General features: G+C 61.5%; 20 protein-coding genes. 14 read left to right on the forward strand and 6 right to left on the reverse strand.

All coding sequences use genetic code 11. From position 1 onward, the window contains the following. Positions 1–25 precede the first annotated feature (25 nt). Positions 26–1249: a HupE/UreJ family protein gene (locus tag VWZ87_RS06215; protein ID WP_416535962.1), complete on the reverse strand. Its 1224-nt coding sequence runs from the start codon at positions 1247–1249 to the stop codon at positions 26–28. Between VWZ87_RS06215 and VWZ87_RS06220 the strand changes: the two genes are divergently transcribed. From VWZ87_RS06220 to VWZ87_RS06235, 4 genes are all read left to right on the forward strand, one after another. Beyond that, positions 1248–2093: a DUF4198 domain-containing protein gene (locus tag VWZ87_RS06220; RefSeq protein ID WP_416535963.1), complete on the forward strand. Its 846-nt coding sequence runs from the start codon at positions 1248–1250 to the stop codon at positions 2091–2093. The two genes, VWZ87_RS06215 and VWZ87_RS06220, sit on opposite strands and share 2 nt — an antisense overlap. A gap of 48 nt (positions 2094–2141) precedes the next feature. Then, positions 2142–3104 (forward strand): PfkB family carbohydrate kinase, encoded by a 963-nt coding sequence (locus VWZ87_RS06225; RefSeq protein ID WP_416535964.1) that lies wholly within the window; start codon positions 2142–2144, stop codon positions 3102–3104. Continuing rightward, the gene (locus tag VWZ87_RS06230) at positions 3101–4015 is read left to right on the forward strand and encodes a pseudouridine-5'-phosphate glycosidase (protein ID WP_416535965.1); all 915 of its coding nucleotides are present in this window, start codon (positions 3101–3103) and stop codon (positions 4013–4015) included. Before VWZ87_RS06225 ends, VWZ87_RS06230 begins: the two co-directional genes overlap by 4 nt. A gap of 83 nt (positions 4016–4098) precedes the next feature. Then, positions 4099–4791, forward strand: a complete 693-nt coding sequence (locus tag VWZ87_RS06235) for a DUF502 domain-containing protein (RefSeq protein WP_340545515.1) — start codon at positions 4099–4101, stop codon at positions 4789–4791. A gap of 44 nt (positions 4792–4835) precedes the next feature. Here VWZ87_RS06235 and VWZ87_RS06240 read toward each other — a convergent pair whose 3' ends face one another. Further along, entirely contained in the window at positions 4836–5864 is a 1029-nt protein-coding gene (locus tag VWZ87_RS06240; RefSeq protein ID WP_416535966.1) for a patatin-like phospholipase family protein, read from the reverse strand. 134 nt (positions 5865–5998) lie between these two features. Then, positions 5999–6772, reverse strand: coding sequence for a 3-hydroxybutyrate dehydrogenase (locus VWZ87_RS06245; protein ID WP_044040917.1), 774 nt, complete (start codon positions 6770–6772; stop codon positions 5999–6001). 396 nt (positions 6773–7168) lie between these two features. Here VWZ87_RS06245 and VWZ87_RS06250 point away from each other — a divergent pair, with 396 nt between their 5' ends. The 5 genes from VWZ87_RS06250 (at position 7169) to VWZ87_RS06270 (ending at position 11508) form a co-directional block, all read left to right on the forward strand. Then, the gene (locus VWZ87_RS06250) at positions 7169–8995 is read left to right on the forward strand and encodes an extracellular solute-binding protein (protein WP_416535967.1); all 1827 of its coding nucleotides are present in this window, start codon (positions 7169–7171) and stop codon (positions 8993–8995) included. Between the two features lie 111 nt (positions 8996–9106). After that, positions 9107–9946 (forward strand): helix-turn-helix domain-containing protein, encoded by an 840-nt coding sequence (locus VWZ87_RS06255; RefSeq protein ID WP_416535968.1) that lies wholly within the window; start codon positions 9107–9109, stop codon positions 9944–9946. Between the two features lie 16 nt (positions 9947–9962). Further along, entirely contained in the window at positions 9963–10439 is a 477-nt protein-coding gene (locus VWZ87_RS06260) for an arsenate reductase ArsC (protein ID WP_416535969.1), read from the forward strand. Continuing rightward, a complete protein-coding gene (locus tag VWZ87_RS06265) occupies positions 10436–11092 on the forward strand; it encodes an aquaporin (RefSeq protein ID WP_416535970.1) in 657 nt (218 codons plus the stop codon). The genes VWZ87_RS06260 and VWZ87_RS06265 overlap by 4 nt, the downstream gene beginning before the upstream one ends. A gap of 185 nt (positions 11093–11277) precedes the next feature. After that, positions 11278–11508 (forward strand): hypothetical protein, encoded by a 231-nt coding sequence (locus tag VWZ87_RS06270; RefSeq protein ID WP_014874610.1) that lies wholly within the window; start codon positions 11278–11280, stop codon positions 11506–11508. A 145-nt stretch (positions 11509–11653) separates the two neighbouring features. Here VWZ87_RS06270 and VWZ87_RS06275 read toward each other — a convergent pair whose 3' ends face one another. Continuing rightward, the gene (locus VWZ87_RS06275) at positions 11654–12277 is read right to left on the reverse strand and encodes a helix-turn-helix domain-containing protein (protein WP_340545508.1); all 624 of its coding nucleotides are present in this window, start codon (positions 12275–12277) and stop codon (positions 11654–11656) included. A 65-nt stretch (positions 12278–12342) separates the two neighbouring features. On the opposite strand from VWZ87_RS06275, the gene VWZ87_RS06280 reads away from it, so the two are divergent. The 3 genes from VWZ87_RS06280 (at position 12343) to VWZ87_RS06290 (ending at position 16066) form a co-directional block, all read left to right on the forward strand. After that, positions 12343–13953: a class I adenylate-forming enzyme family protein gene (locus VWZ87_RS06280; protein WP_416535971.1), complete on the forward strand. Its 1611-nt coding sequence runs from the start codon at positions 12343–12345 to the stop codon at positions 13951–13953. Next, positions 13950–14621, forward strand: a complete 672-nt coding sequence (locus tag VWZ87_RS06285; protein ID WP_416535972.1) for a DsbA family oxidoreductase — start codon at positions 13950–13952, stop codon at positions 14619–14621. The genes VWZ87_RS06280 and VWZ87_RS06285 overlap by 4 nt, the downstream gene beginning before the upstream one ends. Before the next feature lie 221 nt (positions 14622–14842). Then, a complete protein-coding gene (locus VWZ87_RS06290; RefSeq protein WP_416535973.1) occupies positions 14843–16066 on the forward strand; it encodes an MFS transporter in 1224 nt (407 codons plus the stop codon). Positions 16067–16158: 92 nt separating this feature from the next. Here the strand turns inward: VWZ87_RS06290 and mfd are convergent, their stop codons facing one another. Together mfd and VWZ87_RS06300 are read right to left on the reverse strand one after the other, a co-directional pair. Beyond that, positions 16159–19620 carry a transcription-repair coupling factor gene (gene mfd / locus VWZ87_RS06295; RefSeq protein WP_416536941.1) on the reverse strand — a complete coding sequence of 1154 codons (3462 nt, stop codon included), beginning with the start codon at positions 19618–19620 and terminating at the stop codon, positions 16159–16161. A 34-nt stretch (positions 19621–19654) separates the two neighbouring features. Further along, the gene (locus VWZ87_RS06300; RefSeq protein WP_340545503.1) at positions 19655–20179 is read right to left on the reverse strand and encodes a component of SufBCD complex; all 525 of its coding nucleotides are present in this window, start codon (positions 20177–20179) and stop codon (positions 19655–19657) included. Between the two features lie 201 nt (positions 20180–20380). Between VWZ87_RS06300 and hemB the strand changes: the two genes are divergently transcribed. Next, positions 20381–21379, forward strand: coding sequence for a porphobilinogen synthase (gene hemB / locus VWZ87_RS06305; protein ID WP_416535975.1), 999 nt, complete (start codon positions 20381–20383; stop codon positions 21377–21379). A gap of 217 nt (positions 21380–21596) precedes the next feature. Beyond that, complete coding sequence (locus tag VWZ87_RS06310) at positions 21597–22172, forward strand: YSC84-related protein (RefSeq protein ID WP_416535976.1); 576 nt, start codon at positions 21597–21599, stop codon at positions 22170–22172. Positions 22173–22181 lie beyond the last annotated feature (9 nt).

Here is a 22181-nt window from a genome sequence, read left to right on the forward strand (position 1 = left end):
CGAAGCTGACCGGCGCCACCGCCGGTCAGAGGAACAGACGCTCCACGCACCAGTATCCGCCGATCAGCGCGATGGTGAAACTGGCGGGGATGGCAACCCGGCCGCGGTATTTCGGATGCCGCCAGAACCAGAACCCCAGCAGCCCATAGGCCGCGCCGACAACGGTCAGCTGCCCCAGTTCAACGCCAACATTGAATCCCAGGAGTGCCGGCAGAAACTGCGCCTCAGGCAGGCCGAATTCGCCCAGCACCGAGGCAAATCCCAAGCCGTGCAACAGGCCAAAGCCAAAGATCACCAGAGTGCGCCAGCTGTGCAGCTTGCGGGCAAAGATATTCTCAACCGCGACAAACACGATGGATCCTGCGATCAGCGGCTCAACTATGGCCGGGTTGATATGCACCAGCCCCAATGCCCCGAGCGCCAGCGTGATTGTATGCGCTACGGTAAAGGCACTGATCTGCCATATCAGCGGCCGCAGCCGGGTGCTGAAGAAGAACAACCCCAGTACAAACAGAATATGATCCAGCCCCTTTGGCAGGATATGCGTATACCCGACCGGCACATAGTCGACGAAGGCCTCGCTTGGCGTCTTGGCCAGCCCGCCGGACAGCGGAATGGTTGGCGTGGTCTCGCCGCCTTGCAGATAGCCGGTATAAGGACCTTCCACACCGTTCTGACGCAACACCACACCGCCTGATCCCTTGGGCCAGCCGATCTTCAGCCCGCGTGCACCGGTGGGAACCTCGCCCGACAGCTGCAGGATGCTGCTGCGCGGCAGGCTGACGTCACCCGGCTCCGGGATCTCGATCCCGACCACCTCCAGTGCGATATCGCCACCCGCCTCGATCCGCAGCGCCTGCAGCCAGTCTTCGGCAAAGACCTGAACCATCGGTTTCAGCTCATCCGGGCCAAGCCCGCGCAGGTCGTCATAGTCCCGCGCCTGATCAACGGTATCCGTATCGTCCACGCCATCAAGATCGATGCCTGCGACAAATGCCTCGGCGTTCAGACGCAGGTCCATCTTCAGCCGCCCGTCGGCAATTTCAAAATCCGCAATCGTCGGCGTGACTTCATGCGCAAAAACACTAGAGTAGGAGAGGCTCCAGAAGAGCCAGACCAGCAACAGACGGCTCAGCTGGGGGAGCCTGCGACCGGCGTGGCTACGACGTCGCACCGGAGCCTCCATCGACGCCGCACGTTGCCCGTCTCTGTCATCCTGCGTCCCAGCCAGAGGTCCCATCTGCGCCATGCGTTCTGTCCACCCTGTTGTTCTTATTCTGCTCACGCTCGCCACCAATATCATCGGCGGCCGCGCCCTTGCCCATGAGTTTTGGATTGCGCCAGAAAAATATCAAGTGAAATTAGGCGCCTCGGTGCAGGCAGATCTGCGGAACGGGCAGATCTTCAGCGGGTCGCGCCTGGCGTATTTCGACCGCAATATCGCCCGCTTCGAGATCTGGGATCAGCTCGGTGCCCATCCCTACGCTGGTCGGATGGGAGATATGCCGGCATTACAGCTCGAGCCACCGGCCGAGGGGCTGCTGGTGGTGGTCCACGAAACCACGCCGGACACGCTGACCTACAAGACCTGGGAGGAGTTCGCAAAATTTGCGGCCCATAAGGATTTCGCCGACATCAAGTCCCGCCATGCCGCCCGCAACCTGCCGGATGCGGGCTTTGCAGAGCGCTATACCCGCCACGCCAAATCGCTGGTTGCGGTGGGCAACGGCGCCGGGGCGGATCGCGCAACCGGTCTGTTGACGGAGTTCGTCGCGCGGGCCAACCCCTACACCGACGATCTCACCGCTGGCCTGCCGGTTGAGCTGCTGTTCGAGGGGGCCGCGCGCCCCGACGCCCAGATCGAAGTGTTCGAGCGCAGCCCAGATGGCAATGTCGCTGTCACATTGACCCGCAGCGATTCCCAAGGGCGGGCGACGATCCCGGTCAAATCCGGTCACGTCTACCTGCTCGACGCCGTGGTGCTGCGCAGTCTGGACGCCGAGGCGGGTGCGTCCGATGATGGCGCTACCAAAAGAGGCCCCATACCGCTCTGGCAAACCCATTGGGCGGCGTTGACTTTCGCCGTTCCGTAGATCGGTTGCGCCTTGCGGGGGCGGGAAAAACGCGGCAATACGGGATTTATGACACAGGTTCCGCACTCTCCCGCTTCACCTAGATCTGAGGCTCCGGCCCCCTTGGGCGACGGCACCGCCGCAGATCAGCCTGACATCCTCTGCATTGGCTCCGTCCTCTGGGACATTATCGGCCGCTGCACGGCTGAAATGCAGCGCGGATCCGATATGCCCGGACGTATCAGCCGCCTGCCCGGCGGTGTTGCGATGAATATCGCGATGACACTGGCCCGCTTTGGTCTGCGTCCGGCCCTGCTCAGCGCAATCGGGCGCGACCCGGAGGGCGACGAGCTGGTCCATGCCTGTGCCCATCTCGGCCTTATCACCGATCATCTCTACCGCTCGGAAGATCTGCCCACCGACCGCTATATGGCCGTCGAAGGTGCCAACGGTCTGATTGCCGCGATCGCCGATGCCCATTCGCTTGAAGCCGCAGGTGCCAAGATCCTGCGACCGCTTAGCGATGGTACTCTTGGCAGTGCGGAAACGCCCTATACCGGTCCCGTCGCGCTTGATGGCAATCTGACGCTGTCGCTGCTGGACGACATCACTGCCGACCCGATCTTTGCCAAGGCGGATCTGCGCGTCGCGCCCGCCTCTCCGGGCAAGGCCGAACGCCTGCGCCCCTTTCTGCTGCGCAGCTGTGGCACGCTCTATGTGAACCTCGAAGAGGCCGGCCTGCTCTGTCAGGACGACTTCACCGACAGCGCCACCGCCGCCCGCGCCATGCTGGATCGCGGCGCAGCGCGGGTACTGGTCACCGATGGTGGCAGCACCGCCACCGAAGCCGACCACAACGGCCTGATCACCCAGGCCCCGCCGCGCGTGACCGTGGCGCGCGTCACCGGCGCCGGTGACACTTTCATGGCCGCTCATATCGCGGCCGAGGCCCGCGGCGAAGACCGCGAAACCTCCCTTGCGTCGGCATTGAAAGCCGCTGCCACCTATGTTTCAGGAGAACCACCCCTTTGATCAATATGACATTTTCCGCCGAAGTCGCCGCCGCCCGCGACTCCGGCCAGGCCATCGTTGCGCTTGAAAGCACCATCATCACCCATGGCATGCCCTATCCGCAGAACGTCGAAGTCGCCGCTCAGGTCGAAGACGACATTCGCGCCGCAGGCGCGGTGCCTGCCACCATGGCCGTGATCGAGGGCGTGCTGCACATCGGCCTTGAACCCGATCAGCTGCAGGCGCTTGGCCAGGCAAAGAACGTCGCCAAGATCTCGCGCGCGGATATGCCGGCCTGTATCGCCACAGGCGGCACCGGGGCAACAACCGTCGCAGCCACCATGATTGCCGCACGGCTGGCCGGGATCAGCGTCTTTGCCACCGGTGGCATCGGCGGTGTCCACAAAGGCGCCGAGACCAGCTTTGACATTTCCGCCGACCTTATGGAGCTGGCCCAGACCCCGGTAACCGTGGTCGCCGCAGGCGCCAAGGCGATCCTCGACATCCCGAAGACGCTCGAGGTGCTGGAAACCCAAGGCGTGCCGGTCATCGCCTATGGTCAGGACAGCTTCCCTGCGTTCTGGTCCTCAACCTCGGATCTGGCCGCCCCCCTGCGCATGGACAGCGCCGCAGAGATCGCCCGTGCCCATGCCACCCGTCAGGCGATGGAGCTGCCCGGTGGCCAGCTGATCGCGAACCCGATCCCGGCAGCAGACCAGATCGCAGCCGAGGATCTGGCCCCGGTTCTGGCCCAGGCCCAGTCCGAAGCGGACGCGGAAGGCATCAGCGGCAAGGATGTAACCCCCTTCCTGCTGCAGCGTATTTTTGAGCTGACCGAGGGCCGCTCGCTCAAGGCCAATATTGCCCTGGTGCGCAACAATGCCCGTCTCGCAGCGGAAATCGCCAAGGAATTGGTCAACTTGAAGCAATAAAAGGTCTTTCTGCGCAGCTGCCCATTGCGGTTGCGCAGTTCCCTGCCTAGCTTCCTTACGTTCCTCTTTGGTGAAACGCACAGATGACCACGCCCTTCGACGACGAAACCACCCCCCGCCGCCCCGGCCTTTTTGCCCGGCTGCGGTCGTCCTTCTTTACCGGCATCGTGGTCATTGCCCCGGTTGGCTTGACCATCTGGCTGCTATGGACCGTGATGGGCTGGATCGACGGGGTTGTGCTGCCGCTGGTGCCGCATACCGTGCGGCCAGAACAGTATATCGGGATCAACCTGCGTGGCGTCGGGCTGATTATCTTCTTGCTGTTCACCATTGTGGTTGGCTGGATCGCCAAGGGGATCATAGGCCGTTCGCTCATCGGCTTTGCCGAGAGCCTGGTGGATCGCATGCCGGTGGTGCGCTCGATCTACTCCGGGATCAAGCAGATCTCGGAAACCGTGTTTGCCCAGACCGAGCGCAGCTTTGATACCGCCTGCCTGATCCAGTATCCCCGCCGCGGCATCTGGGCGATCGGCTTTGTCTCCACCACGGCCAAGGGCGAGGTGGCCGACCGCGCTGAAACCGGCGGCAACCTTCTGTCGATCTTCGTGCCGACAACGCCGAACCCGACCTCCGGCTTTCTGCTGTTCTTCCCCGAAGAAGACGTCATCATGCTGGATATGAGCGTGGAAGAAGCTGCAAAACTGGTGATTTCCGCCGGGCTTGTCTATCCGAACGCCAAGGATCCGACCAAACCTGTCAACCCCAGCGCAGATTAAGCCTCCGCTTAAGCCCCGGCCGTTTCCTTGACGGGCGGCCGCATTTAGCCAAACATCTCGGCCAGATCCACTGTCGATGAGACGCCGATCGCGGCGCAATCCTGTTCCAGAAAGCCCTCCGCTGCGGCCCGGCCTGCCGCCTTCAGCTTTGCCAGGATCTGCGGGATCGGGATCAGCTTGGTATTGACCGATAGCTGCCGCATCAGATCATCATCAGCGATCATATGCACCAGCACCCGCTTCATTTGTCCCGGCTCCAGATGCCCGTCGGCCAACAGCCGCTGAACAAAGGAGATCGCCCGCAACTCACGCAGCAGCGAGGAATTGAAGCTGATTTCATTAACCCGGTTCTGGATCTGCTGCGGCGTCCGCGGCAGCTCATCGCGCTCCAGCGGGTTGATGCTGACAATCACCACATCCGACGGCAGCTCAGGCCGATACAGCGGAAACAGCGCCGGATTGCCGGTATAGCCGCCGTCCCAATATGGTTCCAGACGCCCGGTCTTGGGGTCCTCTATCTCAATCGCCTGAAACAGGTTGGGCAGGCAGGCCGAGGCAAGAATGGCATCGGTTGTGACCTCGTCACCGGAAAAAACCCGCACCTTTCCACTGCGCACCGAAGTGGCGCAGATAAACAGCTGCGGCCCCTGATCCGCGCAGACCTCGGCAAAATTGAACGCCTCCACGACAGGCGTCAACGGATTGCGATAAAACGGCCCGTAGCTGTAAGGCGACAGGATCTGCCCCATCGCCTCACGCGGGGAATACGGCGCGATCCAGTCCAGCGCTCCGAGCAAAGGCGCCGCATCAAGCCCCGCCAGCCAATGGGCAAAGCGCAGATCGCCGACCGCTCCCATCCGCTGCCAAAGCTGATCGAGACAGGCGCGCGCACCGGCAGGACCGCCATGAACCAGCCCGGATTTCAACGCAGCCCCGTTGAGCGCTCCGGCAGAGGTGCCGGTGATGGCAGCAATCTCCAGATCCTCACACTCCAATAGCCGGTCCAGAACACCCCAGGTAAACGCCCCATGCGCACCGCCGCCCTGCAAGGCCAGATTTATCCGCTTTGTCACACTTTATCTCCTGACCGGCGACGCAGGTCCGGACCTGCGCATTTCGCTTTTCACCTTTCCCAAAATACTCCGGGGGTGAATTGCCCCAGGTGGGGCAAGAGGGGGCTGGCCCCCTCTCCACATCCGCGTCGCGACTACAGCGCGGTCCAGCCACCATCGACGCTCAGGGTGGTGCCTGTCATCTGTGCCGCCGCATCGGAACACAGAAACACCGCCGTGCCGCCCAGCTGTTCAACCGTTGCAAACTCGCGCGAGGGCTGGCGTTCCAGCATCACTTTCTTGATCACCTCTTCCCGGCCCATATTGTATTTTTCCATCGTATCGGGGATCTGCGCCTCCACCAGCGGGGTCAGCACATAGCCCGGGCAGATCGCATTGGCGGTGATCGGCTCCTCTGCGGTTTCCAGGGCCAGCGTCTTGGTCAGACCGACAACGCCATGTTTGGCCGCAACATATGCCGATTTATAGGGAGAGGCTGTCAGCCCATGCGCCGAGGCGATATTGATCACCCGGCCCCAGCCTGCGCTGCGCATCATCGGCAGGGCCGCAGCGGCGGTGTGAAAGGCTGACGACAGGTTGATGGCAAGGATTGCGTTCCACTTGTCGACCGGAAACTCATCCACTGGCGCCACATGCTGGATACCCGCATTATTGATCAGGATGTCGCAGCGACCGGATGTGGTGATCAGAGCGCGACAGGCCTCCGCATCGGACATATCTGCCTGAATATAACGCGCCTCAACGCCGAACTCGGCAGCGATCTCGGCGGCCAGCGCATGGTCCTCATCGCGGTCGGTAAAGGAGTTCAGAACCACATCCGCCCCGGCACGCGCCATCTCCCGCGCAACCCCAAGACCAATACCGGAATTCGACCCGGTAATCACCGCACATTTGCCGCTCAACGTCATCTTGCTCTTCCCTTCCTGTGCAAAACCTGATTGGTGCAACTGTGGCATGCTGCACCTGCAAAGGAAACGGCAATCACCGCGTGAAAGTTGCAAGAAACAGCTCAAAAAAAGAGCCTGCGCGCAGACATCTGACGCCGATCAGGTGACATCCAGATTGAGGCTCTGCGGATCAACACACCGTAGGAATTGGGAACCGCAAGGTCAAAAAAAAAACGCCCGCACGAAGCGGGCGTTAAGTTATTGAGGCAGGTTTCATACAGGCAAGAAACCTATCGAGCAGTGAGACCTTTATAAGCAATTTCCCCCGCTCATCCAAGCTAAAAGTTTGAATTGACCCGACAGCGCCGTTAGCGTTGGTGTTCATGAAAATAAGGCCAGAGCGGGATTGTTGCAAAAGTGCGTCCAGATTTTTTCTTTAGAGTTCGACCGGCCTTGGCCGGAATCATCCTCAGCGCAAGCGTTAATTTTGCACAAGCAGAATCAGCGCATGGCATAGCTATGTATGGGGACCCGGCACTACCACCGGATTTTGTGTCTTTACCCTATGCAAATGCCGATGCCCCCAAGGGCGGCACCGTGGTCTTCGGCAACACCGGCGGCTTTGATACGCTGAACCCGTTTGCCCAAAAAGGCACCCCGCCCTGGCAGCTCCGTTTCTGGGGATATGAGAGCCTGATGGGGCGCTCGGCGGATGAACCTTTCACCCTCTACGGGCTGCTGGCCGAATCGATTGAGGTGCCAGAGGATCGCGCCTGGGTTGAATTCACCCTGCGCCCCGAGGCCCGATTCTCCGATGGATCGCCTGTCACGGTCGAGGATGTCATCTGGTCCTACCAGACCCTCGGCCAGGAAGGGCATATCCGCTACCGCCGGTTCTGGACCCAGATCGACAGCATCGAACAGACCGGAGAGCGCAGCCTGCGCATCACCTTCAACGAAGACAACCGCGAACTGGCGCTGATCGCCGGGCTGCGTCCGATCCTGAAAAAGGCGCAGTGGCAAGGCAAGGATTTCGCCGAGTCCGGCCTGCAGGAAGCCCCGATCGGCTCCGGCCCCTATACGGTGGCGGATTTCGAACCCGGTCGTTTCATCCGTTTTTCCCGCAACCCGGAGTACTGGGGGCAGGATCTGCCGCTGCGGCGCGGCACCAATAATTTTGATGAGATCCGGCTCGATTTCTATGGCGACCAGACCGTCCTGCTGGAGGCCTTCAAGGCCGGGGAAATTTCTGCAATCCGCGAATTCAACGCCGCCAAATGGGACAAGGCCTATGATTTTCCTGCGGTGATCTCCGGTGAGGTGATCAAGACCGTCATCCCCAATGGCAACCCTTCGGGCATGACCGGCATCGCTATGAATACCCGCCGTGCCCCATTCGACGATTGGCGGGTGCGCGAAGCGCTGATCCAGGCGTTCAACTTCGAATATATGAACGAAACGCTGACAGGTGGCACCCAGCCGAGGATTTCTTCCTATTTCTCGAACTCCTATCTGGCCATGCAGCCGGGAGCTGCCGAAGGCAAGGTGCGCGAGCTCTTGACCCCGTTCAAAGACAGCCTGCTCCCCGGCGTGATGGAGGGCTATACGCTGCCGGTCAGCGACGGGAGCGAGCGCAATCGCAAGAACCTGCGCACCGCAACCAAACTGCTGGCGGAGGCCGGATGGACGGTCCAAGACGGCATCATGCGCAACGCAGATGGCGACGCGCTTGAGATCAAGGTGCTGTTGACCCCCGGCAATCTGGGCGAAGGCGAGATGCGCTCGGTCGTGGAAATCTATGCCCGCGCTCTGGAACGTCTCGGTATCGCGCTGGAGGCCGACATGGTGGACAGTGCCCAGTTTGTCGAACGTCAGCAGGAATTCGACTACGACATGACCTTCTTCCGCCGCTCGATGTCGCTCAGCCCCGGCAACGAGCAATATCTTTACTGGGGCAGCGACGCTGCGCAGCAGCCGGGATCGCGCAATCTGATCGGGATCGAGGACCCTGCCGTGGATGCAATGATCGACGCCATGCTGACCTCCAAAAGCAAAGAGGATTTCACCGCCGCCGCCCGCGCGCTTGACCGTCTGCTGACCGCAGGACGCTATGTGATGCCGGTCTGGCAATACGCCGAAGGCCGCATCGCCCATCGCAAGGAGTTGAAATTCCCCGAGCGTCTGCCCGTCAGCGGCGATGGTATCAGCTACATGCCAGAGGTCTGGTGGTATCAGGCCGACTGACCAAGCTACAGCAAAAGCTGACAGAAGCCCGCCCCGGTCATCGGTGGCGGGCTTTTTTTTGGCCAGCCAAAACGGTTGACGCAGGAATGCTAATTCCGTATTTCGTGAAATATGGAAATAAAGCTTACATCACAGCTTTCCGCCTTGGCCCACCCCCAGCGGCTGGCGCTGTTTCGTCTGCTGATGCGGCGATATCCCGATGCGGTTCCCGCAGGCGAAATCGCGACGGCGCTGGCACAGAAGGCCAATACCGTTTCCGCTTATCTTTCAACGCTCAGCGCGGCGGGGCTGATCCTGTCGCAGCGGCAAGGCACGTCTCTGCTCTATCAGGCACATCTGAACGGGCTGCGCGGGGTGTTTGATCAGCTGCTGTCCGACTGCTGCCAGAACCGCCCGGATATCTGCAAGCCGCCGGATCACGAGACGGCGCTCATCCCCACGGCTGAGCGCCCGCTGAATGTCCTCTTCATCTGCACCGGCAACTCAGCCCGGTCGATCATGGCCGAGGCGATCCTGACCCAGGAGGGGCATGGCCGCTTCATCGCGCATTCTGCTGGCAGCCAGCCCGCGACGGCCCCACGACCCGAGGTTCTGGCGCTGCTGCGCGCCAAGGGTCATGACACCGCCACCTTGCGCTCCAAACATCTCAGCGCGGTCTCCGGCGAGGCGGCGCCGCAGATGGATTTCGTCTTTACCGTCTGCAATCACGCCGCAAATGAAGCCTGCCCAGCCTGGCCCGGTCAGCCCATGAGCGCCCATTGGGGCCTGCCTGATCCCGTGATGACCAAAGGGACAGAGGCGCAGAAACAGCTTGCCTATCAACAGGCCTACGGGCTGCTGCGAAATCGCATCCGGGCCTTTGCGGCGCTGCCTTTTGACACACTCAACCGACTGTCGTTGCAACATCATCTGGATGATATCGGCCGTCACAAAGCCACCGAACACTCCTAAGAAACGGGTTTCCCATATGAATATCCTCGTCCTCTGTACCGGCAATTCAGCGCGGTCTATCCTGCTGGAAACGCTGCTGAACACCCATGGGAATGGCCGTGTCCGCGCCTTTTCCGCCGGATCCAAACCCGCCGGAAAAGTGCATCCGCAGTCATTGGTTCTGCTGAATGAGAAAGGCCATGACACAGACGCGGCCCGGTCAAAAAGCTGGGACGAATTTGCAGGCCCCGATGCCCCTGAGATGGACCTTGTGATCACCGTCTGCGCCTCCGCCGCAGGCGAAACCTGTCCGATCTGGCCCGGCGCGCCGCTCCGCGCCCATTGGGGTATCGAGGATCCGGCCGCCGCCGCGGAGCCAGATTGGGACGCTGCCTTTCAGACCGCCTATGCGCGGCTGGAGCGCCGCGCGCTGGCCTTCCTTGATCTGCCGCTGGAGACGCTGGATCGTGACAGCCTGCGCCAGGAGCTGACACGCATCGGAGAGCTGCCATGACCACGCAGAAGCTGATGGCCGAGGGGCTAGGCACCTGTTTCCTGCTGATTGGCGTCGTGGGCTCCGGCATCATGGCCGAAACCCTGTCGGGCGGAAATGTCGGGCTGGCGCTGCTGGCCAATGCGGTGGCAACCGGCGCGATGCTCTATGTGATCATCACCACGCTGGGGCCGATCTCGGGCGCGCATTTCAATCCGGCTGTGACGCTGGCCTTTGCGCTGCGCGGTGACCACAGCTGGCGCGCGGTTCCGCCCTATCTGGCGGCGCAGATCATAGGGGGCATCCTCGGCGTCTGGGCAAGCCACGTGATGTTCGATCTGTCGATCCTGCAAAGCTCCAGCACAATGCACCGAACCGGTATGGCCCAGTGGTTCTCCGAAATCCTCGCGACATTTGGATTGCTCTTCGTGATCTTCGGCGGGTTGCGATCGCGGCCCGAGGCCGTGCCGGCGCTGGTCGCCTTCTACATCACAGGCGCCTATTGGTTCACTTCCTCCACCAGCTTTGCCAATCCGGCGGTCACCATTGCACGCGGGTTCAGCGACACCTTCGCCGGGATCTACCCCGGCCATATCCTGATGTTCATCGTGATGCAGGTGATCGGCGTCGGGCTGGCGCATCTCCTCTTGCCGCGCCTGTTCCGTCCCAGCTGACCCTGACGTGAACCCGGATCCCGGCAGAGATCGGCACCGATCCCGTCAGCCGCCTCTTGCTATTGCTGCGCCCCGGCCGGTCCACCCCGTGCCGGGGCGCAGCACGTCTGACGCGGACTTTCTTTTTTTGCAAAAAATGCTAGCATTAATACCCACGCGCAATTTTGACCCGGAGGGACCCCCCCATGCCTGTTCAAACAGCCCGCGCCAGCTGGTTCGACAGGATGCCCCGTCTCAAGCAACGGTTTCCGCATCTGCAAACTCGCTCGGCCCCATCCCTGTTCGACGACAAGGATAAGTTTGTGGCTTATCTCGCCCGAACGCACCATCTGACGCTGACCGAAGCGCGTGAGGAAGTGGATGATTTTCTCTACACCGAAAGCCTGCACCGCGAGCTGGAGCATCAGCTGAACTGATCTCTGATCCCGCATGGCTTAGGCACGCGCCAGGCGATGGCGGTTGCCTTGGTGGCGCGCGAACGTCTGCAACCTAAATCATCCTGATTGCATCAGGCTGAGCATGGTCCGGCAGCGCGCGCGGCCCCCGCTGCGCCTGCGATGATCAGGACAGGGATGTCACCCAGAGGATACTGGCGTCTTCGTCGCTGAGCGAAATCACGTTATGGCCCATCGCCGCATCATAATAGGCGCTGTCACCGCGCCGCATTTCGATCGGTTCATAGAACTCGGTATAGAGCCGCACGACGCCGGTCAGCACGTATAGGAATTCCTCGCCATCGTGGCGCACCCAACCATCAAACTCGTCCATCGAGCGCGCCCGAACGCGGGCGCGATAAGGCAGCATCCGCTTGCGCGTCAGGCTGTCGGCCAAGAGTTCATGTTCGTAGGTGGTGGTCGCATGGGCAGACCCCTGACCGGTCTTTGTGACCGTCAGACGCCCGTTCACCTGATCCCGCTGCGGCTGCGTAAACAGCTGTGGAACCGAGATCTGAAGCCCGACGGCAAGCTTCTTCAACGCCTCGTAAGTTGGTGACATCTGGCCATTTTCGATCTTTGACAGGGTCGATCGGGCCAGGCCGGCCTGATTGGCCGCATGTTCCAATGTCCAGTCCCGCGCCTTGCGCAGCTCACGCACACGGGCGCCCAGATCCAGCGGCTCGGTTTCGGCAGCCTCGCCCGACGCACGGGCAATAGTGATGAGCGATTTTGGATCACGAGAGGTCATGCTTTTTCCTATAGGCCGGGGCGCGCCATCTTGCAACGCGTGGATTGCCAAGTTAGCCAATCGACATGCAATCCCTGTTTGACAGCGGGCCCTTCGCGCCCTGCCCCGCGCCGTTCAATCTGGCTGACCACGTGCTTTACCAACGTGGGTCGGTCCAACCTGCCGCCGCGGATGCCATGGCACTTGCGGTTCTGGCGGTTCAGGCAAACGCCGAAGCGTCGACGTCACCGGGCCAGCAGCCAAGCCCCCAGGTGCAGTCCTGGACCTATGGAAACCTGCGGGCCGCTGTGCGTGGAACCGGTACGGGATTGCTGGCGCAAGGTTTGAAACCCGGCGACCGGGTGTTGCTGCGCCTTGGCAATACGCCGATCTTTCCGATCGCCTATCTGGGCGCCATTGCCGTGGGTCTGGTGCCGGTCCCTACGTCATCGCAGCTGACTGAACCGGAGGTCGCACGTATTATCGACGACCTGTCTCCGGCCGCTGTGCTGCGCGATCCCGAGGTTCGGTCGGTGCCACATCCCCACGAGATTGACCGCGACTCACTTGAGGCAATGCAGCGTCACGCTCCGGCAGAAGACAGGTTTCAGATGCCCCTCGGCGACCCTGATCAGCCCGCTTATATCGTCTATACCTCCGGGACCGGCGGAAATCCGCGCGCGGTTGCCCATGCCCATCGCGCCATCTGGGCGCGGCAGATGATGATCCGCCACTGGTATGATCTGCGCCCCGACGACCGGCTGCTGCATGCCGGGGCCTTCAACTGGACCTTCACCCTCGGCACCGGTCTGATGGACCCCTGGAGTATCGGCGCGACGGCTCTGATCCCCGTGGAGGGCACGCCAGTGACCGCGCTGCCGGAGCTGTTGCGTCAGCATCGCGCCAGCCTCTTTGCCGCCGCGCCCGGTGTCTATCGCAAGCTGCTGCAAGCTGACGGGTTGCCTGATCTTCCGGCCCTGCGCCATGGGCTGTGCGCCGGGGAAAAGCTATCGGGCCGACTGGCTCGGAGCTGGCATCAGACCACCGGCACGCAGCTCTATGAGGCCTTTGGCATGTCGGAGTGCTCCACCTTCATCTCCGCGGATCCGGCACGGGATCGCGATGCGGCTGAGGTCGGCGATACCCTGGGGTGGCCGCAGCCGGGGCGACGGGTTGCCATCCTCGATCCTGACGGCAATCCGGTCCCCCGCAACACCCCCGGCGTCATTGCCATTGATCGCCACGATCCCGGGCTGATGCTGGGCTATGTCAACGCGCCCGAGGCGACCAGGGACCGCTATAGGGGCGACTGGTTCCTGACCGGTGACCTTGGCGAAATGATGGGAGATGGCCAGATCCGCTACCTCGGTCGCAATGATGACGTGATGAATGCAGGCGGCTATCGCGTCTCCCCGCTGGAGGTGGAGGCCGCGCTGATGGCCCACCCCGATCTGGAACAGGTTGCCGTCACCTCGGTCGAGGTGAAACCCGACACTCATATTATCGTCGCGTTCTACACCGGTGCCAAAGACGTGACCGCCGAGGCGCTATCGACTTTTGCCAAGACCCGGCTGGCACGATACAAACAGCCCCGCGCCTATCTGCGCCTCGACGCGCTGCCCAGCGGAGCCAACGGAAAACTGCTGCGGCGCGCCCTGCCCGATTGCTATATTCGACACCAAAGGACCCCGTCATGAGCCTCGTTAAGCTGGATATCCTGTCCGACCCGATCTGCCCCTGGTGCTATATCGGCAAGACCCACCTGGACAAGGCGCTGGCCGACGTCGGCGATCATCCGTTTGTCATCGAGTGGCATCCGTTCCAGCTGAACCCTGACATGCCACGCGAAGGCATGGATCGGCGCGCCTATCTTGAGGCGAAATTCGGCGGCAAGGATGGCGCGGTCCGGGCCTATGCCCCGGTCGTTGAACACGCCAGCGCCGCCGGTCTGGAGATCAATTTTGAGGCCATGGAGCGCACCCCCAACACGCTGGACGCCCATCGGCTGATCCACTGGGCCGGGATCGAAGGCAAACAGGGCGCCGTGGTCGATGCTTTGTTTGACGCCTATTTCGTCAAAGCGCTGGATATTGGCGACGCCGAGGTCCTCGCCGATATCGCCGAAGCGGTCGGCATGGACCGGGCCGTCACCCTGCGCCTGTTGTCCGGCGACACAGACGCCGAGGAGATCCGCAGCCGCGATGCCCATTCGCGCAAGATGGGGATCACATCTGTCCCGACATTTGTGGTGGCCAATCAGCACGCCGTTCCCGGCGCCCAACAGCCCGAACTGTGGAAACAGGTTATCGCCGACATTCAGGCGCAGCTGGACCAGGACGCCGCTCCAAATGCGGAGCCGACCTGAGGGGCGGACGGTAACACACTGAAATACTATAAAAAACAATGAAACTGGATCGCTGACCTCTGGCGGTCCGCTTCGCATCTGGCTTACGACGCATAAAGATGCACATAATTCTGTGCGCCCCCGCTTCTGGCCCAATCCCGGTGGATATGTTAGCGCGGACAGAGTGACGCCCAGACAGCGCCCGATTACCGGGGCTCCTGATGTGTCACCAGAGGTTTCAAATGACAAAAGATATTCACATCAGCATGTCAAAAGCTGAGTTCATTGCCCTGATTGCGATGATGTTCGCAACCGTTGCATTTTCCATCGACGCCATGCTGCCAGCCCTGCCCGAAATCGGTCAGACGCTCAGCCCTGACAACCCCAACCGTGCGCAGCTGGTCATTGCCGCCTTTGCGCTTGGCATGGGGATCGGGACCTTCTTTACAGGCCCGCTTTCCGATGCCTTTGGGCGCAGGACGGTCATTTTTGCTGCGGCTGCTCTTTATATTCTCGCCGCGCTGGCGGCCTACGCTAGCTCTTCTATCGAAATGCTGCTGCTCAGCCGTGTGGTCATGGGGCTTGGCGCTGCCGGTCCGCGTGTCGTGGCTCTGGCCATCGTGCGCGATCTCTATTCCGGCCGGGAAATGGCGCGGATGATGTCCATTGCCATGCTGATCTTCACCCTGGTCCCGGCCATCGCGCCGATGCTGGGGGCTGGTATTATTCTGCTGACAAGCTGGCGTGCGATCTTCCTGGCCTTTGCGCTATTTGCGATCATCATCATCCTGTGGATGGGGCTGCGCCTGCCCGAACCCTTGCCGCGGGAAAATCGCCGTCCGTTCCGCCTGCCAAGCCTGCTGGCCGCCGTGGCCGAGATGCTCCAGCACCCGACCGTCCGGCTGTCAATGATGGTCCAGTGCCTGTGCCTGGCGATGCTGTTTTGCATGATCACATTGGTGCAGCCGATCTTTGACGTGGTCTTTGACCGCGCGGCCAGCTTCCCCTTCTGGTTTGGCTTCATTGCCGTGATGTCTGGCACCGGCAGCCTGATCAATGCCTCCGTTGTGGTCCGCCTTGGGATGCGGCGCATGGTGACCTGGGCGCTGGGGGGGCAGATCCTGCTGTCAGCGATCATGCTGAGCCTGGGCACGCTGAACCTGCCGAATGATGTGATGTTCGGCCTCTTTGTGGCCTGGCAGACAAGCGTCTTTTTCATGGCTGGGCTAACCCTAGGCAACCTCAACGCAATGGCGATGGAACCGATGGGTCATATTGCAGGTATGGCAGCCTCGATCGTCGGGGGGGTCTCCACCGTCTTTGCTGCCGCTGCGGCTGCAACCGTCGGGCTTCTGTTTGACGGCTCCATTGCGCCACTGACCGGGTCGATCCTGCTCATGGTCGCCGCAGGCTTTGTCATCATGCTGCATATGGCGCGGGTTGAGAACCGGATCGCAGCCGAATAATCCCGCCCCCAAGAGAATGAAAAGCAAAGCCCCTCCAAAATGTTGGAGGGGCTTTTTCACGTTCTCACTTCAAGCCGATCAGATCAAGCCGATCAGCTGGTTTTGGCCCTGGCCTTCTTCTTCTCGGCAACCACTTTTTCCGCCAGATCCCGCGCGATGGCAAAGGCACCTTTGATCTTGTCGCCGTCTTTCTTCCAGTCCCGACGGACGACAATCTTGTTGTCTTTCACCTTGGCCAGCCCATCCTGGGCCTGGATGAAGTCCACCAGCCCCTGGGGTGATGCGAATTTATCGTTGTGGAACTGGATCGTTGCCCCCTTGGGCCCGCCGTCCAGTTTGGCAATGCCAGCGCGTTTGCACATTGCCTTGATCCGCACCACAAGCATCAGCGTATTGACCTCCTTCGGCAGCGGACCGAAACGGTCGATAAGCTCCGCCGCAAAGCCTTCCAGCTCCACCTTGGTGCTAAGGTCGGAAAGCCGACGATACAGACCCAGACGCACATCCAGATCGGGTACGTACTCCTCTGGGATCAGGACCGGCACCCCTAGGTTGATCTGTGGCGCCCATTGATCATCGCTGCCGGTCAACCCTTCCAGCTCACCAGATTTGATCTTGGCAATCGCCTCTTCCAGCATAGACTGATAAAGCTCATAGCCCACATCACGCATCTGGCCGGATTGCTCCTCGCCCAAGAGGTTGCCAGCGCCGCGAATGTCCAGATCCTGTGACGCCAGAGAGAACCCCGCGCCCAGCGTATCCAGAGACCCCAGTACCCGCAGGCGTTTCTCGGCTCCGGGTGTCAGACGCACCCGCGGCTTGGTGGTGAGATAAGCATAGGCGCGCGTCTTTGACCGGCCCACGCGGCCCCGGATCTGATAGAGCTGCGCCAGACCAAACATATCGGCACGATGCACGACCATCGTATTGGCGGTCGGAATATCCAGGCCGGACTCCACGATTGTGGTCGCCAGCAGAATGTCGAACTTGCCATCGTAAAAGGCATTCATCCGGTCATCCAGATCCCCGGCGGCCAGCTGGCCGTGGGCGATAACGTAGCTCAGCTCGGGCAGCTGCTCCTTCAGGAAGGCCTCGACATCGGGCAGATCGGTGATGCGCGGCACCACGTAAAAGCTTTGCCCGCCACGATAATGTTCCCGCAGTAGCGCCTCGCGGATGGTGACGGCGTCAAACTCGCTGACATAGGTGCGGATCGCCAGACGGTCCACCGGCGGTGTGCCGATGATCGAGAGGTCCCGCACCCCGGTGAGGCTCAGCTGAAGCGTACGCGGAATCGGCGTCGCGGTCAGCGTCAGGACGTGAATGTCGCTGCGCATCTGTTTCAGCCGTTCTTTATGCGCGACCCCGAAATGCTGTTCCTCGTCGATGATCAGCAGGCCAAGGTTCTGAAACCGGATCGATTTGGCCAAAAGCGCATGGGTGCCAACCACGATATCAACCGTTCCGCGAGCCATGCCTTCGCGGGTTTTCGCCGCTTCCTTTGCTGAAACAAAGCGTGACAACTGCCTGACTTCCAAGGGAAACCCGCGAAACCTCTGGGCAAAAGCCGCCGCATGTTGACGGGCAAGCAGCGTCGTCGGCGCGACAATGGCCACCTGCACGCCGGACATCGCCGCAATGAAGGCCGCGCGCATCGCAATCTCGGTCTTGCCAAATCCAACGTCGCCGCAGATCAGACGATCCATCGGCGAGCCGGACTGCAAATCCTCCATCACATCGGCAATGGCACGCAGCTGGTCGTCGGTCTCCTGATAGGGGAAACGGGCGGAGAATTCCTCCCAGGCGTGCGGCGGCGGATCCATCATCGGCGCCTTGCGCAGCGCCCGTTCTGCGGCCACACGGATCAGCCGATCCGCCATCTCGCGGATGCGTTCCTTTAGCTTGGCCTTCTTGGCCTGCCAGGCACCGCCGCCGAGCCGATCCAGAAGCCCCTCATCGTGGCCGTATTTGGACAGCAGTTCAATGTTTTCGACCGGCAGGTACAGCTTTGATTGTTCTGCATATTCCAGCAGAATACACTCATGCGCCGCGCCAGCGGCGGTCACCACCTCCAGACCCTTGTAGCGGCCAATCCCATGGTCCACATGCACCACCAGATCACCGGGGCTGAGCGATTGGGTTTCAGTGAGGAAATTCTCGGCCTTGCGCCGCTTCTTGGGCGCGCGGATCAGCCGGTCACCCAGCACATCCTGTTCGGAAATCACTGTCAGATCGGCGGTCTCGAATCCGTGCTCCAGCGCCCAGACCGCCAGATGCAACCCAGATTTGCCGATCCGGGTGCCATCGCGGATCGCGATCACCTCGGCCAGGCCCTCATCCTCGATCAGGCCGGTCAAACGCTCTCGGGCGCCCTCTGAATAAGAGGCAACAACCACCGGACCCACCTGCAAACGCGCTTTAATATGATCTGCCAGCGCACTGAACAAGCTCACATTTTCCAGCTGTCGCTCCGGCGAGAAATTGCGTCCGATCCGCCCACCGGCATCAATCACCCCCGGCCCGCTGGCCTGTGGCAGCGGATGGAACTGGATCACCCGGTGATCCGCGATCGCGGCCTCCCAAGCGGCATCATCCAGATACAGCAGCCCCGGCGGCACCGGTTTATAGACGGTATCCATCCGCCCCTTCTGCGCCATCGCGATCTTGCGCGTCTCATATTGGTCCGCGATGCTGTCCCAACGCGCCAACCGAGCCGGTGTCACCTGATCGTCCAATGTCACCGTGGCTGACGGCAGATAGTCAAACAGCGTTTCCAACCGCTCATGAAAGAACGGCAACCAATGCTCGATGCCCTGGTATTTTCGCCCGGCTGAAACCGCCTCGTAAAGCGGATCATCGGTGCCCGCTGCGCCAAACTCAATCCGGTAGTTCTGCCGAAACCGGGTCACCGCCGCCTCATCAAGGATCACCTCGGAAACCGGCGCCAATTCAACCACGCTCAGCTTTTCGGTGGTCCGCTGGGTGGCGGGATCAAACCGCCGGGCCCCATCCAGCACATCCCCAAAGAGATCCAGCCGTACCGGACCGCTCTGTCCCGGCGGATAGATATCAATGATACCGCCCCGCACCGCAAAATCTCCCGGCTCCATCACCGTCGGGCTCTTGGTGAATCCCATCCGTGTGAGGTAGCTGCGCAGCGCCTCCTCGTCGATGCGACGGTCCACTTCGGCGGTAAAGGCGGAATCCTTCAGAACCTGTCGTGCAGGCACCCGCTGGGTCGCCGCATTCAGCGTGGTGAGCAGCACAAATTGCCCCGGCATCTGATGCACAAGCGCCGCCAGCGTCGCCATCCGGGCCGCGGCAATATCTGCATTGGGCGACACACGGTCATACGGCAGGCAATCCCAGCCCGGAAAGCTGATCACCGGCATGTCGGGCGCAAAAAAAGCCAGCGCCGCCCGGGTCGCTTCCATCCGCTTGTCGTCGCGCGCCACATGCAGGACAGGACCATTGCTGCTGGCCGCCTCTTTCAGGATCAGCCGCGCATCAAAACCTTCTGGTGCGCCGCCCGCGGTGATTGCCCGTTGCGCCATCTACGTCTCTCTTTCGTCGTCTGCCCGCAGGCGATTAGCCGAGGAACCCGATTTGAAGGTTCTGATACATGCCCCAGAGCGCGGTGACAAAAATCGCCACCATCCCCACCAGCTGAATGAACAGCCGGCTGAGGGTCAGCTGCCGGATCAGGGTTTCCCCCGCCAGCCCTTCGCGGTGGATCCGGCGCGCGGAGTTCCAGTTAATTAGGCCGACAAACCCCATGGGAAAGGCCAGCAGGAACACGGCCTGGGCAAATTCAACACCGTAGTAAAACCCCAGCATCCCCAGCATGGCGAGCACAAAACAGGTCATGCCCAGCACCCAGTGGCCCGATACATCGGTGATATACATCATCCGGTTCACATTGACCCGCGCAATCGCCTCCAGATCCAGCGCTGCCTGTCCACCCTGCTTGCGGGCGCGGTACACCATGTCAAACGGCACCCCCATCACCCAATGGCTGGCAGAGGACCAGACAACGGCCAGCGCGATCCAGTACCACAGGTTGGAAAAGGACCGCAGATCAATCAGCTCGGTCAAGGTATGAAACAGATCCACTGCGCGGCCCTTCTCTCGTCCAGTCTTTGCGCTCCTATATCCCCCGCGCGGCGCCCTGGCACAAGGGGTGGCCCCGCGCCGCCATAAGATGGGGACATTTGGCGCGGCGAATCTGTCACTTGTCGCCGCCGTCATTCCATGCGACCCAAAGGGAGACCACCGCGACCGCCCCCGGTCGCGCCAAAGACCTGCGAGGACCCGATGAACCCGACCGTCGCCCCATTTCCCGCTGCCCGTCCACGCCGGCTGCGCAGCACGTCTGCCCTGCGCAATCTGGTGCGTGAAACCACCTTGACCAGCGACGATCTGATCTGGCCGGTTTTTGTCCGTGACGGCGAGGCGATCGAAGAGCCGATCCCCTCCATGCCTGGTGTTACCCGGCGCAGCATCGACAAGGTGGCCGAAGCCGCCGTCGAGGCGCAGGCGCTTGGTATTCCGGCGATCTGTCTGTTTCCCTATACCGACCCCGCGCTCAAGACCGAGGATTGCGCAGAAGCCTGGAGCCCCGACAATCTGGTCAACCGCGCCATCCGCGCCATCAAATCCGCCGCACCGGATATAGCGGTGATGACCGATGTGGCGCTGGATCCCTATAATATCAACGGCCATGACGGCTATGTCGTCGATGGCGAAATCGTCAACGACGAAACCGTCGAGGCGCTGGTCAAGATGACCGTGGCCCAGGCCGATGCCGGTGCCGATATCATTGGCCCCTCCGACATGATGGATGGTCGTATCGGCGCCATGCGCCGCGCGCTTGAAGCGGCGGGCCACCGCAATGTCACCATCCTGTCCTATGCGGCCAAATACGCCTCCGCATTCTACGGACCCTTTCGCGATGCCGTCGGCGCCTCCGGCGCGCTAAAGGGGGACAAGAAGACCTATCAAATGGACCCGGGCAATACCGATGAGGCGCTGCGTATGATCGAACGCGATCTGAGCGAAGGCGCCGATATGGTGATGATCAAACCGGGGCTGGCCTATCTCGACATCTGTCAGCGGGTGAAATCCACCTTTGGCGCACCCACCTTTGCCTATCAGGTCTCCGGCGAATACGCGATGATCGAGGCCGCTGCGCAGAATGGCTGGATCGACGGCGAACGCATCATGATGGAAAGCCTCATGGCCTTCAAACGGGCGGGCTGCGATGGCGTGCTGAGCTATTACGCCCCGGCTGCGGCGCGGCTGCTGAACGGCTGATCCGCATCGGACCGGTGGCCGCTTTCGTGCATTGCGCGGGCAGCGGATCGCCTAAAATTGACGGCAGGAAGCCGCTGATTGCGGCGGTCGCAGTGATGACAGACGGCAGCTTTCCGCGTATACCATGCCACAGAGCCAGAGAACTGGCCGAAACTGAACAGTGACAGGCCGAAATGACAGCCCGCGCGGCGCCGGCCCCAGAAAACAGGCAAACAAGATGAGCAGCTCTTATTCTTCCCGTTTGACCCGGCGCGGTTTTGCGCTTGGCGCCCTCGTCGGTGCCGGTGTCACCGCCGCCTGCGGCAATGGCATCGGCAACAGCAATGCCAGCAAGATCGACGCCCGCGTCGATGCAACTCTCAGCCAGATGTACAGCCAATACCCCGGCGCCGTCGCGCTGGCCGAAAAATCAACCGGCATGCTGGTGATGCCACTGGTGACCGAGGCAGGCTTCCTTGTCGGTGGCGCCTTCGGCCGCGGCGCGCTGCGCATCGACGGCGTAACGGTGGATTATTATTCCACCGTAAAGGGGAATGCAGGCCTGCAGATCGGCGCACAGCAATACGCCCATGTGCTGTTCTTCATGACCCAGGAAGCACTGTCGAACTTCCGCCGCTCCTCCGGCTGGGCCGCGGGCGCCGATCTGGAATATGTGATCCGCGACGAAGGCGACTCGCTGGCCGCCGATACCAATACGCTGAACAGCCCTATCCTGGCAGCGGTCTTCGGACAGGCAGGGCTGCGTCTTGGCGCCACCCTGGAAGGCACCAAATACACCCGCATTATCCCCTGATCCCTGCCC

It is taken from the genome of Phaeobacter sp. JH20_37, assembly GCF_048056015.1.
Taxonomy (GTDB): Bacteria; Pseudomonadota; Alphaproteobacteria; order Rhodobacterales; family Rhodobacteraceae; genus Phaeobacter; species Phaeobacter bryozoorum.

Excerpts from the sequence above, each read along its gene's own strand:
- hemB (WP_416535975.1), top strand. The coding sequence starts at position 20,381 with ATGAACCCGACCGTCGCCCCATTTCCCGCTGCCCGTCCACGCCGGCTG.
- VWZ87_RS06235 (WP_340545515.1), top strand. The coding sequence starts at position 4,099 with ATGACCACGCCCTTCGACGACGAAACCACCCCCCGCCGCCCCGGCCTT.
- VWZ87_RS06280 (WP_416535971.1), top strand. The coding sequence starts at position 12,343 with ATGCAATCCCTGTTTGACAGCGGGCCCTTCGCGCCCTGCCCCGCGCCG.
- VWZ87_RS06245 (WP_044040917.1), bottom strand. The coding sequence starts at position 6,772 with ATGACGTTGAGCGGCAAATGTGCGGTGATTACCGGGTCGAATTCCGGT.
- VWZ87_RS06225 (WP_416535964.1), top strand. The coding sequence starts at position 2,142 with ATGACACAGGTTCCGCACTCTCCCGCTTCACCTAGATCTGAGGCTCCG.
- VWZ87_RS06285 (WP_416535972.1), top strand. The coding sequence starts at position 13,950 with ATGAGCCTCGTTAAGCTGGATATCCTGTCCGACCCGATCTGCCCCTGG.
- VWZ87_RS06270 (WP_014874610.1), top strand. The coding sequence starts at position 11,278 with ATGCCTGTTCAAACAGCCCGCGCCAGCTGGTTCGACAGGATGCCCCGT.
- VWZ87_RS06255 (WP_416535968.1), top strand. The coding sequence starts at position 9,107 with ATGGAAATAAAGCTTACATCACAGCTTTCCGCCTTGGCCCACCCCCAG.
- VWZ87_RS06215 (WP_416535962.1), bottom strand. The coding sequence starts at position 1,249 with ATGGCGCAGATGGGACCTCTGGCTGGGACGCAGGATGACAGAGACGGG.
- VWZ87_RS06310 (WP_416535976.1), top strand. The coding sequence starts at position 21,597 with ATGAGCAGCTCTTATTCTTCCCGTTTGACCCGGCGCGGTTTTGCGCTT.
- VWZ87_RS06275 (WP_340545508.1), bottom strand. The coding sequence starts at position 12,277 with ATGACCTCTCGTGATCCAAAATCGCTCATCACTATTGCCCGTGCGTCG.
- VWZ87_RS06290 (WP_416535973.1), top strand. The coding sequence starts at position 14,843 with ATGACAAAAGATATTCACATCAGCATGTCAAAAGCTGAGTTCATTGCC.
- VWZ87_RS06265 (WP_416535970.1), top strand. The coding sequence starts at position 10,436 with ATGACCACGCAGAAGCTGATGGCCGAGGGGCTAGGCACCTGTTTCCTG.
- VWZ87_RS06220 (WP_416535963.1), top strand. The coding sequence starts at position 1,248 with ATGCGTTCTGTCCACCCTGTTGTTCTTATTCTGCTCACGCTCGCCACC.
- VWZ87_RS06260 (WP_416535969.1), top strand. The coding sequence starts at position 9,963 with ATGAATATCCTCGTCCTCTGTACCGGCAATTCAGCGCGGTCTATCCTG.
- mfd (WP_416536941.1), bottom strand. The coding sequence starts at position 19,620 with ATGGCGCAACGGGCAATCACCGCGGGCGGCGCACCAGAAGGTTTTGAT.